This is a genomic window from Psychromonas sp. (assembly GCF_041586535.1).
Classification (GTDB): Bacteria; Pseudomonadota; Gammaproteobacteria; order Enterobacterales; family Psychromonadaceae; genus Psychromonas.
In genome coordinates this window covers 1-14,187 of the sequence record NZ_JBFGZY010000109.1, presented here as the reverse complement: position 1 = coordinate 14,187, position 14,187 = coordinate 1, and the positions used below count along the sequence as shown (strand labels likewise).

General features: G+C 43.4%; 10 protein-coding genes. 1 reads left to right on the top strand and 9 read right to left on the bottom strand.

What is annotated here, in order from left to right; all coding sequences use genetic code 11:
• Nucleotides 1-244: 244 nt before the first annotated feature.
• From ABZA00_RS12495 to ABZA00_RS12470, 6 genes are all read right to left on the bottom strand, one after another.
• Complete coding sequence (locus ABZA00_RS12495) at nucleotides 245-1,240, bottom strand: transposase (RefSeq protein ID WP_372882498.1); 996 nt, start codon at nucleotides 1,238-1,240, stop codon at nucleotides 245-247.
• Between the two features lie 577 nt (nucleotides 1,241-1,817).
• Entirely contained in the window at nucleotides 1,818-2,639 is an 822-nt protein-coding gene (locus ABZA00_RS12490) for an alpha/beta fold hydrolase (RefSeq protein ID WP_372882497.1), read from the bottom strand.
• Between the two features lie 284 nt (nucleotides 2,640-2,923).
• On the bottom strand, nucleotides 2,924-3,655 hold the full coding sequence (locus ABZA00_RS12485; protein ID WP_372882496.1) for a DUF1499 domain-containing protein: 732 nt from the start codon (nucleotides 3,653-3,655) through the stop codon (nucleotides 2,924-2,926).
• 198 nt (nucleotides 3,656-3,853) lie between these two features.
• The gene (gene tolC / locus ABZA00_RS12480; protein WP_372882495.1) at nucleotides 3,854-5,161 is read right to left on the bottom strand and encodes an outer membrane channel protein TolC; all 1,308 of its coding nucleotides are present in this window, start codon (nucleotides 5,159-5,161) and stop codon (nucleotides 3,854-3,856) included.
• Nucleotides 5,162-5,242: 81 nt separating this feature from the next.
• Nucleotides 5,243-8,386, bottom strand: coding sequence for an efflux RND transporter permease subunit (locus ABZA00_RS12475; protein WP_372882494.1), 3,144 nt, complete (start codon nucleotides 8,384-8,386; stop codon nucleotides 5,243-5,245).
• Nucleotides 8,387-8,409: 23 nt separating this feature from the next.
• Nucleotides 8,410-9,588, bottom strand: coding sequence for an efflux RND transporter periplasmic adaptor subunit (locus tag ABZA00_RS12470; RefSeq protein WP_372882493.1), 1,179 nt, complete (start codon nucleotides 9,586-9,588; stop codon nucleotides 8,410-8,412).
• Between the two features lie 191 nt (nucleotides 9,589-9,779).
• Here ABZA00_RS12470 and ABZA00_RS12465 point away from each other — a divergent pair, with 191 nt between their 5' ends.
• Complete coding sequence (locus tag ABZA00_RS12465; RefSeq protein ID WP_372882492.1) at nucleotides 9,780-10,676, top strand: LysR family transcriptional regulator; 897 nt, start codon at nucleotides 9,780-9,782, stop codon at nucleotides 10,674-10,676.
• An 87-nt stretch (nucleotides 10,677-10,763) separates the two neighbouring features.
• On the opposite strand, the gene ABZA00_RS12460 is transcribed toward ABZA00_RS12465, so the two are convergent.
• The 3 genes from ABZA00_RS12460 to ABZA00_RS12450 all read right to left on the bottom strand — a co-directional run bounded on the left by ABZA00_RS12460 (nucleotide 10,764) and on the right by ABZA00_RS12450 (nucleotide 13,968).
• Nucleotides 10,764-11,213 (bottom strand): DUF2798 domain-containing protein, encoded by a 450-nt coding sequence (locus ABZA00_RS12460; protein WP_372882491.1) that lies wholly within the window; start codon nucleotides 11,211-11,213, stop codon nucleotides 10,764-10,766.
• A 414-nt stretch (nucleotides 11,214-11,627) separates the two neighbouring features.
• Nucleotides 11,628-12,221, bottom strand: coding sequence for a sugar O-acetyltransferase (locus ABZA00_RS12455; protein ID WP_372882490.1), 594 nt, complete (start codon nucleotides 12,219-12,221; stop codon nucleotides 11,628-11,630).
• Between the two features lie 556 nt (nucleotides 12,222-12,777).
• Nucleotides 12,778-13,968, bottom strand: a complete 1,191-nt coding sequence (locus tag ABZA00_RS12450; RefSeq protein WP_372882489.1) for an MFS transporter — start codon at nucleotides 13,966-13,968, stop codon at nucleotides 12,778-12,780.
• Nucleotides 13,969-14,187: the final 219 nt, after the last annotated feature.

The following is a 14,187-nucleotide window of genomic DNA, read 5'->3' as shown; positions in this document are numbered from 1 at the left end:
TCAAAAGAGAGTAATAGATCAAAAAGAGAGATCGGGGTCAATCGTTTTTTTATTTTTTTTCTAATATCTGAGAATTGTGAAACTCAGATCACTATTTTGTTCTGAATCTTAATAATTATTTAGGTGCGGAATGACAGATATAACCCATTAAAAGCAGTAAAAAGGAAATACTGGGCTCGCAGCTCTCTTGACTGCGGCTAGGAGTCAAAATTTGTGACGCTTTAGTTAGGTGTAAACAGCAAAATTAATGCAAACACCGTCGTAAAGCATTTTTCTTGGCTATCCAGCACTTGCCGGTATGGCTTGCAAACAGGGCGAGCTCTTCTAAGGAGCCAACTGCACCTTGATAGTTTTTACCAAAACCGCTGGCAAGCTCAAGCCAACTTTCATCATCCAAGCCAAGAATACAGAGTAATTTCGGACGCTGCGCGCAGATGTTACCTGGCTTATCTTCGCGAAGAATGCGCCCCGTCCAGTCGAGCAGCTCAAGATAATCAATCAGCGAATAGGAAATACCCTGCGGGTTTGCCTGATGATCATCTCCAACAAAGCCTAAAAGCGGCTTCTTGCTAAACTGATAATCATGCGCTTTATCGTTATTGCTGTCGCCATGAACACGCTCATAACCTGATGTGTACTCTGAATTTTCCACGCCATCTGCCATTTGCGCACGCACCGGGTTTAAATCCACATAAGCCATACAGGCCAGCAGTGCTTCTTCATCCAATAAAGCTTGTGATTTAAAACGCCCTTCCCAGAATCGTCCTTTGCAGTTGTCCTCTTTATTGGCTTTACGCGCGATAAACTCATTTAAACAGCGCATAAACCAGGAGATATCCACCAGCCGCCTTCGCCAGTTATTGATTATCTGCAGTGCAGCCTCTTGCTCTGCGGCCATGACTAATTGCTGTTTCATCCACCTATCAACCAGAGGAGGCACACTGTAGAGCTGGCACCAGCGCTGGCATACGGCTTCATTACTCAGTTTCTCATTTGCTCTGGCATCAGCATGTAAAACAAGATGATAGTGATTCGACATAATCGCATAGGCACAGATATCGATAGTGAACAGGCTGGCAAGAAAATGCATGCGTTCTGCAACCCACTGCCGGCGGTGGCTAAAACTTTGCCCGGTAAATTTATCTTCACCACACAAAAAAGCACGGCGAACACAGCGAGAAATACAGTGATAATAAGGAGTATCAATAAGTGAAATTTGAGACTGGCGGGATTGGGTCATAACAACCTCACAGCATGGCTATATTGTATTACTAACAAGGTAGATAATGATTATTAATAAGTCAAAACCCTTGGGTGTCCAGTATTTCCAAGTTTTACTAACAAGGTAGATAATGATTATTAATAAGTCAAAATCCTTGGGTGTCCAGTATTTCCAATTATTAATAAGTCAAAATCCTTGGGTGTCCAGTATTTCCAAGTTTTTCGCCACTCAAAATCAATGCCTATCAAAAGTATTCGTTTTGGAGAGAAAGGTGTTAATAAACAGATATTTGTAGGTATTCGCAACAACGAACAGCATATTGACTACTTAAATGATTTTATTGCTCAAGCTAAAAAAACAAAGTAATCACTGACAAATAAAATGCTCATTGTGGACTCATTGGCGCGTTATAATTGCCTCGCATTGTTAAGACGCCCGCTTGCTGAGCAATATGCACACTCCTATTTAATTTTTGGAAGAGACAAAAATCCTAGTCTGAATAATGAAATGATGAAAAATGAAAGACCTGATAATCATATAGTAAGTTCTTACGAATTACGTTCAAGCCTAAACACGCATAGCCAAAACGAAGGTTTTAAAATGAAACTATATGGTGCTCTAGAGACTCCCAGTAGCCGACAATCTGAGCAGCCACAAGATGGGGAGCCGTATTCACCGACAGGTGTCCCTGTCCGGTCAATTCCGCCGATTGGCTGTTGGGCAATGTAGCGCAGAGTTCTGCGACGGCCGCCTTGAAGAATGGCGCAGTCTCCGTTCCTGCCAGCAACAAGGCCCTTGAGGGCACCTTTGCGAAACGAGTAGGGATCCAATGATATGAAGCCGTTACGCTGGCCTCCCGCGGGAGGGTTCGTGAGCAAGCCCGCGCAGCAGCCCAGCCCGACTCGTCCTTCTTCATGGATGCCACTTCCTCCGGAGAAGAGCCGACTGCGTGGACCATGAAAGCTTCGACCAGCGCATCGTCATTTCCCTTGGAGGCGACGTCCTCTAACATGGTCTGCAGGCCTTGGCGCCATTCCGAGGGAAAGGGCGGGTCTGCCGCGTCTATAATTGGAGGTTCAATCAGCACCGTTGCGATATTCGGTGGAAGATTTTGCATCGCCTCCAGACACAGCAGCGCCCCGAACGAATGGCCGACCAAGAGCGCCGCGTCGGTCGCATTGACAACGGCGAGGATGTCCTCGACTTCCCGTTCCATGCTGTATGGCTGTTGGTCGCCGCTGCCACTACGCCCGCGACGATGGAACATGTGAAGACGAAACCCTTGCAGGTGGCTGGAGACGTCAGTCCAATCTCGACCATCGCATGCTGACCCATGCACCAGCACGATACCTGGTCCATTGCCAATCGACTCGATGGCGATGACAGTACCATCCGAGGAAACGACCGTATCGGTCATCGTTTCAAACCTCCTTTCGCGGCTTCATGATGTGGGTGGCTAACAGTGTATTAGTCTGCATTCTTACTAATACTCAATTAAGAAATTTTTTATTCTTAAAGATTAGACCAGAACAATCATAAAAACAGGTGCTCTGTCTGATTCTGAAATCACTATTATCCATAATTTCCTCAGGTGCCCAATCGTTAAAGCTCCTCAGCTAATAAAATTTCTATGCACGCTTCTTCCCGCCATTGAGCACAATAGCTTGCGCTCAAAAAACTTCCAAGCGAGCGTAAAGGCTCTTATTTAAAGTTTTTAATAAACTCTCGAACACGTTCCGCATTTTTACCTCGATCGCTACGACCGATACGTGAATGAGAACGGATGTCAACAATACTGCCCGATGTTGTCGCTTGAATACGGATAACAATATCATCCTTAAAATTGAAAACAGCTGTTGCTGCAACAGCTTCTATTATTCCCGTGCTCATCTCTTGAGAGACAATATCCCAGTTCATTTCCTCAGCTATATCCAGCGCACGTTTAAATGCCTGTTCAGCTGATAATGAAGATTCAATCGGTGCAATATCAGGAAATAACTCTTTTTGCCTTGCAGCTGCTGTCGCACCTGGATATTCGCTGGTATTACTGTTTGCCGGTCGTAATGCTATAACCGCATTAAATACTGGCGGATTAACCGTATCAGTTGAAATATCATTAAGAGGTGCTCCGGGAGGAAGTTCCTCTGGCTGATTAGCATAATGACCGATAACGGGGATCAGGACGAGAATAATCGCCAAGCCACTTTTAACCTGTGAACTGATATTACCGCGTGAAAGATAAAAAATGACCACTGCCGCGAGTAAAATTAGGATTGCGGCTTGTGCGGCATAAGCAATCGTTGTGAATGCCGTTCGAATACCGAACCAATCTCCTCGCACGCCAAGGATGGAAATAACGATAACCCCTAAACAGAGAGTACTGATAAGTAAAATCAAGCTCGACAAAAGCCTCGAATTTTTTAGTAATGACATGAAAACTCCTTTTTAATAATTAGTTTGGAGCCGCGGCTTCAGCCGCGCTACAATGCTTGATAACTTATAAATGAATACTTAGATGACTGTATTCACTATACTTACAAAAAACAACTTTACAATCTGATAACATATTTAACACAACTGCTGCGGTGAAAAAGGAAAGCAGCTGCTTTCCTTTCCAAATTACGGAGTCACTTATTGTGCAATTAAGCCGGCGGAAATAGCGATCAAATCCTGCTCTGTTAATGTTCCTGCAGCAGATTTAAGTGTTAGCATATTGATGATGTAATCGTAACGTGCATCGGCAAGCTCATTTTCTGAATCGTATAAGCTTTGTGTCGCATCTAATACATCGACAGTAGTACGAGTCCCGACTTCAAAGCCAGCTTCTACCGCCTGCAAAGCGCTCGCTGAAGAGGTAACGGTTTGTTCATAAGCACGAATCGAACTGATTGAAGCGCGCACATTGTTATAACCACTGCTGATTTCAGTTTCAATGCCGCGCAATGTTTCTGTTAGTTCTTCACTGGCAATAACGTAATTATATTGTGCCTGTTTAACCTGTGATGTAATTTGGCCACCCGAATAAATGGGAACAGTTAACTCAAGGCCAATAGTTGCCGAATTTAAATTGCTATCACTATAGGTAGACTCAGTATAATGGGTACGATCATGATCTAAAGCGGCAGTTAAGCCCAGAGTTGGTTTATGACCCGCTTGCGCTGACTCAATCTGCATTTTTGCCAGCTCTTTTGCGATCCGCTGGCTATGCAGAACAAGGTTATGCTCGAGTGCCTGGTTCTGCCAGAATTTGATATCCCCGGTGAGTTTTTGTGGCGAAAACGTTTCTGTATTAAGGTGAGCCACATTACGAACCTCTTCGCCGGTTAATTCGCGCAGAGTGTAGTATGAATTAAGCAGAGTATTTTCGGCACTGATCTCATCGGCAACGGTGCGATCATATTCAGCTTGTGCTTCATGTACATCGGTGATAGCAATTAACCCCACCTCAAAGCGTTGCTTGGTTTGCTCCAGTTGGCGCTCAACAGCGCGTTTGTTTGCCTGTACAGATTTAAGCGCTTCATCTGCACGTAATACATTAAAATAAGCCGTTGCAGTTCTCAGTAACAAATTCTGTGCTGCGTAATCATAATCTACTGCATATTGAGCAGCCTGCTTTTCTGCTACATCTAATTCCTGCCAATATGAGCTGTTGTAAATAGACTGGCTCAAGGCGAGTGTCGCACCATAGTTTGAGTTGCTATAGTCATCACTTATATCACTATAAGCAGCATCGCCTGAAAAAGAGATTTGTGGTAATAAAGCCGCATTTGTTTCTGAAATTTTTTCAAAATAGAGATCATACTGTACTTTACTTTTAAGAATAGTGGGATCTTTGATTTTAGCTGCTTGATAAACTTGTAGTAAAGTATCCGCGTGAGCCGAGTAACTGAAACCCGCTAATGCAATGACAAATACGAGATAAATTCGTTTTAAGGGCATGACTGATAGTCCTGTTAAGCAATGGGAAATAGCCCCCAGTCTGGCTGGGGGATCACTTTTTAAGGCAGTAAATACTTGGCGTTAATGCTGCTCTGGGGTGTCGATAGTATTGTCCGCAATGGTTATCTCTTTTCCTTCATAGCGAAACAACTTACAGATTAATACAAAGAACAGCGGTGCAAAATAGACAACTAACAAGGTTGCCAAAATCATCCCGCCCATCACCGAAGTACCGATTGCATTTCGTGCATTAGCGCCTGCTCCCGTACTGATAACCAAAGGAGTAACACCGAGGATAAAGGCAAGTGAGGTCATAATAATCGGACGTAAACGCAGCTCACAGGCTTGTACAGTCGCATCTAGCAGACCAACGCCTTTTTCCATTAACTCTTTGGCGAACTCAACAATCAAGATAGCATTTTTAGATGCCAGGCCGATCGTTGTTAACAGGCCAACCTGAAAATAAACATCATTTTCCAGGCCTCGCAGCATAGTGGCCGAGAGCGCACCTAAGATACCTAATGGTACGACCAGGATAATCGCGATTGGAATCGTCCAGCTTTCATATAATGCAGCAAGACACAAAAATACCATCAGTATTGATATTGCATATAAGATAGGTGCCTGACCACTTGATTCCAGCTCCTGATAAGACATACCTGTCCAGCTTACCTGAACACCAGGGGATAATTCACTGACAATACGTTCAACCTCATCCATCGCATCACCGGAACTATAACCACTACCTGCTTCACCTAATATCTCGACTGCAGCGTTACCATTGTAGCGTTTTAACTGCGGAGAGCCCTGCCCCCAGTGAGACGAACTAAATGCAGAGATAGGCACCATCTCACCATTGGCATTGCGAACATACCATAGGTTCAGATCCTCCGGCGTCATACGATATTGCGCATCAGCCTGCATATAGACTTTTTTCGAACGCCCTCTATCAATAAAGTCATTGACATAAGCAGAGCCCCAGGCTATTGACAGGGTGTTATTGATATCATCGATATCGATGCCGAACGCTTTCGCTTTTTCATAATCGAGATCCAGATAAAACTGCGCATTATCTTCCAGGCCATTGGGTCTTACCCTCTGTAAAACAGGGCTTTGAGCAGCTTTTGCCAGGAACTGGTTACGCACTTCAATCAGTTTATCGTGACCGAGATTCCCTACATCTTCGAGATAAAAGTCAAATCCGGTAGCCTGGCCGAGCTCACGAATTGCCGGGGAGTTAAAGGCAAATACCGATGCTTTTTTATAGCTGGAAAAATAGCCCATACTGCGCCCGATAATAGAATTAACATCCATGCCGGGTGCGGTTCGCTCGGACCAGTCTTTCAATTTGACAAAGGCTAAGCCTGCATTTTGCCCTGAACCTGCAAAGTTAAATCCGGAGACGGTGAACGCGTCCGCGATGGTATCTTTCTCGTTGTTATCAAAATAAGCCTGGATATCTGCCATAACTTCAGTCGTATTCGCCAGTGTTGAGCCGTTAGGCAGTGAAGCCTGAACCATAAAAGATCCCGCGTCTTCATCGGGTAAAAATGAACTGGGTAACGTTGAGTACATCCAATACCCACCAGCAAGCAGCAGCAGGTAAATTAAAATAAAGCGCATTGGACGGATCAATACGTGTTTTACTGAACCATTATACCCTGACAGGGCACGGTCAAAGAGGCGGTTAAAGTAGCTGAAGACAGCAATATTTGCCTCTTTATCCACGGGTTTGAGCAAGGTTGCACAAAGCACAGGCGTTAGGACCAGCGCAACTAATACAGATAACGCCATGGCCGAAACGATGGTTACCGAGAACTGTTGATAAATCACACCGGTCGAGCCTGACATAAATGCCATGGGAATAAATACAACAGATAACACCGTGGTCATACCGATCAGGGCACCGCTAATCTGTCCCATCGATTTTTTAGTGGCTTCTAATGGTGATAACTTTTCCTCATGCATAATACGTTCGACGTTTTCTACCACCACAATCGCATCATCAACCAGCAGACCAATCGCCAGCACCAGCCCAAACATGGTCAGGGTGTTAATGCTGAATCCAAGTGCATACATAATGGCAAAAGTGCCGAGCAGTACAACAGGTACGGCAATCGTTGGAATAAGCGTTGCACGGAAATTCTGCAAAAATAACAACATCACAAAAAACACCAGTCCAATCGCTTCAAACAGCGTCTGTACCACCTCTTCAATCGATAAACGAATGAAAGGGTTGTTATCCATCGCTTTCTTTAGCGCCAGTCCTGAAGGAAAACTCTTTTCCAGTTCTGCCAATTTGGCATCAACGGCTTCCTGCGTATCTAAAGAGTTAGCACCTGAAGCCAGCGTAATGGCGATACCGGATGTGCCTTGACCATTAAAAAGAGGCGCCATGCTGAAGGTTTCACTGCCTAACTCCACCTTGGCGACATCCTGCAGGCGTACCTGTGAACCATCTTCATTCACTTTGATCAGGATATTCTTAAACTCATCTACAGTTGTTAAAAGACTTTGTGCGGTAATAGTGGCATTAATCTGCTGTGTGTCAGTCGATGGTGCGCCACCGAGCTGCCCCACGGTTACCTGGCTGTTTTGAGCTGAAACAGCACTGTAAATATCGCTTGGAGTAAGACTATTGCTGTTTAGTTTGGCCGGATCTAACCAGATGCGCATCGCATAAGAGGGTCCGAAAATAGAGACGCTACCCACACCATTTACTCGACTGATAATATCCTTTAGATTGGAATTAGCGTAGTCCTGAATATCTGCAGAGCTCATTGAGTTATCAGGGGAGTAGATCGCGGTTACCGACATAAAACTTGATGAACTTTTCTTTACTGACGTCCCCTGATCCTGCACGGCAGAGGGTAAGCTGCTGGTTACTGTCTGGAGATTATTGGAAACCTGCACCTGGGCAATATCGGGATCCGTTTCAGCACTGAAGGTCAGCGTAATCGATGCACTACCGGAAGAGTCACTGGTAGAGGACATATACAAAAGGTTATCAAGGCCGGTCATACTTTGCTCGATAACCTGGGTAACACTGTCTTCAACCGTTTTCGCCGATGCTCCCGGGTAGGACGCGCTAATGGAAATAGCAGGCGGCGCAACCGTCGGGTATTGTGCGATCGGCAAATTCAGTATTGATGCAATGCCTGAGAGCATGATCACAATCGCAATCACCCAGGCAAAGATAGGTCTATGAATGAAAAAATTCGACATTAGATTGTTCCTATATGTGTTGGTTACTTATCAGTAGGAGCTGGTTCAGCTTGCTCTTTAGCAACACCATCTTCGCTGTCTATCACTACTTCCTGGTTTTGTTTTACTGCTGAGAAGTTACTGATAACCACTTTATCACCAACTTTAAGTCCCTCTTTTACTACCCAACCATCATCGACCTCATTGCCTAACTGCAGGATTTTTTTCTCGGTCATATCCTTATCATTAACAATATAGACATATGGCACACCAGATTGACTCCTTATTACTGCCGATTGCGGCAGCACAATATAGTCTTTTTCCTGCGGTGAGGAGATGTAGGCACGAACAAACATGCCCGGCAATAATGAGTTTTCAGGATTAGGTATCAGAGCACGCAGTGTGACGCTGCCGGTCGAATCATTTACCTGTGCATCAGCAAATTCCAGATACCCTGTCTGCTCATATTCACTGCCGTCTTCAAGAATAATTTTGACCGGAATATCAGGTTTCTTCATACCTTGTTTGAAAAGGTCCTGAAACTCTTTACGCTGTGTATATAAAGAGACTGAGGACTGGGTCATATCAACATAAACCTGTTCAGATTGAATAATTTCAGCTAAATAAGAGGATTGCTCCGCCGTTACTAAGGCGCCTTCAGAAACTTGCGAAAGACCAATGATTCCGGAAATAGGCGCTTTAACTTGCGTATAAGACAAGAGGATATTGGCATTGTCGAGTTCAGCCTGGTAAATAGCAACCTGAGCAATTGCCTGCTGATTGGCAGAATATACATCATCATAATCCTGCTGGCTGGTCAGCTTTTTCCTTAACAGCTCGCTATAACGTTCAAAACTTTTTTGCGTTGCCTGTTGGTCGGCAACAGCTTTCTGCAGTTGTGCTTTATAACTATTTACCGATGCCTGGTAAGTAGTCGGATCGATTTGGTAAAGCACATCCCCCGCCTGAACATTTGTCCCTTCCTTAAACAGTCTTTTTTTAATGATACCACCGACCTGAGGTCGCACTTCTGCTTCATTAAAGGCAGATATACGTCCCGGCAGCTCAGTCGTGAGCCTTATCTTAGAGGTGGACACCGTGAGTGTATCAACATGAATCGGCCCCATCTCCCTTGGGCCCTGCCCAGCTTGCTCTCCACAGCCGATCAACATAAATGTAAGCACAAAAAACAGCGAGTGCTTTAATGAATGAATTGTAAACATGAATAAAATCCTTTAATAAAAGTGTTGTTGGGAGCTATTTATAATGGCTAAGATTGAATCGAACAGCTCGTAGATAGCAGGTATTGGATCGCAATGTAATTATTACTCGCTATAAGTAATGAATAGATTGTCGTTTAAGTAGGTGCTCATTATAATCTCCTAACTTGAGTATAAAAACAGGCGTTATTGGGATGGATAGAACCATATATGGAATGATTGATGATCTTTATCTACTTTGTATTGTGATAGATAAAACCTCTATCGCAGCGGCATCATCTTACTTAGAGATCCCCACATCAACTATCTCCAGGCGTATTTCATCTCTGGAAGAAAGGCTAAATGCAAAACTATTCACTAAAAAAGGCAGGAATATTACCGCTACCACATTTGCACTGGAGCTTTTCCAGAGTTACCAATCACTTTTCAACCATTTGAATGATGATCTTTTGCATAAGAAAGCGCGTCATGGCGAAGTGTCGGGCAAGCTAAAACTGGTTGTCCCCTCTTTGTTTTATCAGCAGATAATCAAATCAGCTGTATTAAAATTTCTCCATAAATATCCCAAAGTTGAGCTTGATTTGGTGTTATCTGGTGAGCAGGCTGAACCCGAATTAGATACCGACATCATCATTACCTTTAAGCAAAATATCGATGAAAGTATGATAGCCAGGCCACTATTTGAAAACTCTGTGGGTATTTATATGAGCACTTTACTCTTCGAAAAAGGTAAAGCGCCTCAGAATTTGCAGGAACTACGAAACAGCAAATGGATTGGGCCGGATCCATACAAAGTAAAACTTACCCGCAACCATAAAAAAACAGAAGAGTTTGAAGGATTACAAAAAATCACGGTCAATGGTATTGAGGCAGTCATTGAATTGGTTGAAGCGGGTATTGGGATCGCATCTTTGCCCATCAATCTGGTTAAAAACAATAAAAAATTAATACGGATTTTTCCTGAGTATGAACAGCCCAACCACATGGCTTATCTTATTTATAAAGAGCGTAAGTATCAGACCAAAGCAACTCAGATCATGATCAAAATATTACTTGATGAAATTGCACAATTTACTGCACATAAAAACTAGAGCCGCTAATCTTTTTAATGCTGATGGGACAATCTATTTTGCCGTCAAGAGGCTGGATTTAAAAAATACCAGCCCGTAGCAACAGTCCTAGCTGTTCCAAAATAGCTGTAATTTAGGTTTGATAATTAATGACAATACAACAGATATAACAATGCCAATGGGCAGCGCGGTTAATAAAACTGAATACCACAGGGTGATAAACTCATGCATAGTGGAAATGGTTGTTAAATGCCATGTTGTAACGCATGCCATAATGCTTTCCATAATAAGCGCCATGCACAAACCAAAAATGGTATTGAGTTTTACTTTGCTGATATTCCGCGGCAATATCCGTACCAGGGCCTTATTTACCAAGACGGAAATAACACTGCCTAAAGGGGCCACACACACTACAGATAGCGCAAAGGATGATAACCAGGAAGAAAGAAAATCATCGCTAAATCCAACACTACGCCATGTCATTGCAAAGGTTAGCATTCCACCAGCAACAATTACGATGGAAGCAATAATCCCTATTTTATAATATATTTTTGCCATTTTATTTCTCCTGAAAATGAATAGATCATCTACTTAAGCGCCTGATTCATTTTGTATAGCTCTGCTGGCTTTATCGGCTTTTAGATCGTATTAATGGGCGTTCAACCATGTAAAAAAAAGATAAATAGATAAAACAAACACTTATTTCGTTCAATCTGAATCAAATTAATAAGCATTTTAGAAATTTATATCGTAAGTAGATGCCTCATTATAATCAGCCAGATTCAGCATAAAAACAGGTTTTATTGGGATGGATAGAGCCATATATGGAATTATTGATAATCTCTACCTACTTTTTAAATAAGCGCTGTAGAGGTTAAAAGACAAATATTTAGAAAAACATTAACGGCATACTCATATTCTCCCATCCCATGCAAGCGTTGTACAACATATCACTGCTCCCCACAGGAAAAACTACCAAAGGAGATTGCTATCCTTGCTCACTACTGAATTATCTATTGCTTTGATAACCCTACACGGATTGCCAGCAGCAACCACGTTAGCCGGGATATCCTTTATCACCACTGCACCAGCGCCGATCACCGAGTTATCACCAATAGTGACACCGGGGCAGATAATAACACCACCACCAATCCATACGTTATTGCCGATTTTAATTGGCAAACCGAACTCAATGCCTTCTTCAACGCGGCCTTTTACGTCTAGCGGATGACTTGCTGTGTAGACCTGCACATTCGGCGCAAACATTACGTTATCACCAATTTCAACGGTGTTTACATCCAGCACCACGCAGTTAAAGTTGGCGTAAAAGTTCGCACCCACGATTATATTGCTGCCATAATCGCAGCGAAATGGCGGTTCTAAGTACACCTCGCTTCTGGCATTAGGGAGAAGGGTTTTAATCGCCTCTTTCCAATCATCACTGTTGGGCAGAGCATTATTGAGTTTTTGCAGTGTTTTACGGCACTGCGCCCGCTCTGCAAACAACTCTTTATCCCAAGCCATGTACGGTTCACCCGCTAACATTTTCTCTTTTTCAGTTTTCATATCAATACCTTATACTTACTCGTAAGCAACACTCGCTGCTCTAGTTGTTGATGGTTGCTGTCATCCTGGCATTGATTGTTTTTACCAGAAACTGTCAAGGCACCACCCTCTGCATCTGCGCATTTTATTGCAGAGTTTTGTTAAGTACGTTTCGTTTCGGTGAATAAATAACCCGTATTAGCAGTATTAGTTGACTGATATGATCGCATTGAATCGCTTCTATCTACCGCTTTGCGATGCAGCTATGACCATGCAAACTATATCGTAAATAGTAATATTTGGCTCAAAATTATTATTGTTTCTATCTGCTTAGCATTTACTAATGGGTGAATCTATTGGTGGGTGTGGTGTTATCTCTCAATGAAAGTAAGTAACCTCAGCGCTGGATAAGCGACATTCCTCAACACTGCTCTTTACTTGAGTCAAAAAAGATAACTTCATCTGGTATAATGCCCACTATCCGGAGTTGAAGTTGAGTAAGAAAAACTGAAGAAAAAACAAGCGATATTTTTTCAATATTGCTTGTTTTGATCATGCGGTTAGATACTATATTGCATTAAGCCGCTCGCATTATCGCTGTGCGTTGTTGCGCTTTTTTATCTAATGTGCCGCTAAAGCGTGTTAATACCAGAGCAAGTAGCACTACAATCGCGCCAATCCAAGGTGTGTTCATTAGTCCTGCTTGTTCGACGATTAAACCGCCTCCCCAGGCACCAAGTGCAATACCGACGTTAAATGCAGCAATGTTCAGGCCAGATGCAACATCAACTGCATTAGGCGTATGTTTTTCAGCCAGCTTTACCACGTAGACTTGCAGGCCAGGGACATTACCGAAGGCAAAGGCGCCCCAAACTAAGATAGTTGCTACCGCAGCAATCGGGTTAACTGCGGTGAAGTTGAACACCAGCAGCACCGCAGCAAGCCCTGCAAAGATAATGCTTAGCGCTTTAATGGGCCCCATTTTATCCGCCATTTTTCCACCCCAGATATTACCTACCGCAACAGATACCCCATAAACCAACATAATCAAACCGATAGCGCTGGAATCAAAACCAGAAATCTGTTCCAGAATAGGTGCTAAGTAGGTAAATGCAATGAATGATCCACCGTAACCAATGGCTGTGATTGCGTATACCAAGAGTAAACGAGGCTCTGACAGTACTTTCAATTGTGCTGAAATCTTAGTCGCCGCTGCCTGCTTTAAGTTGTTTGGCACTAACAGCGCGCTGCCGATAAGTGCAATCAAGCCTAATAGCGCCACTGCTAAGAAGGTTGCCTGCCAGCCGAACATTTGGCCAATATAAGTCCCCAGCGGAACACCCGTCACCAGTGCGACGGTTAAACCCGTAAACATGATGGCAATTGCACTTGCCGCCTTCTCTTTCGAGACTAAACCTGTCGCAATAGTCGTGCCTATTGAAAAGAACACACCATGCGCCAAACCTGTTAGGATACGAGCAGCAATCAGTGTTTCATACCCAGGCGCTTGCCATGCCAGTAAGTTACCCGCGACAAAAAGTGCCATAACCGCCAGTAACACGTTTTTTCTATTCCATGAACCTGTTAATGCTGTTAGTACCGGTGCGCCAACAGCGACGCCTAGGGCATAAAGACTGACTAACAGTCCAGCAGAAGGCAGTGAAACGTTTAAATCCATCGCCATGGTTGGAATTAATCCTACAATGACAAATTCGGTTGTTCCGATAGCAAAGGCGCTGAGCGTCAATGCAAATAATGCTAAAGGCATAATATATTCCTCTGTTCAGGTTTAAAATAAATAAGCAGGTGTTTTCGTTTGATGCGGCATTATTATCTGATTTTAAGTTGTAATAAATAATGTTATTGGCAAATTACTTTTGTTAATATTGCAAATATAAAATGGATGACGAAAGGAAAACGGCATGCTGACGCGTTCTGATGATTTAGAGATTTTACTGGCGGTAATCGACAGCGGTGGTTTTTCAGC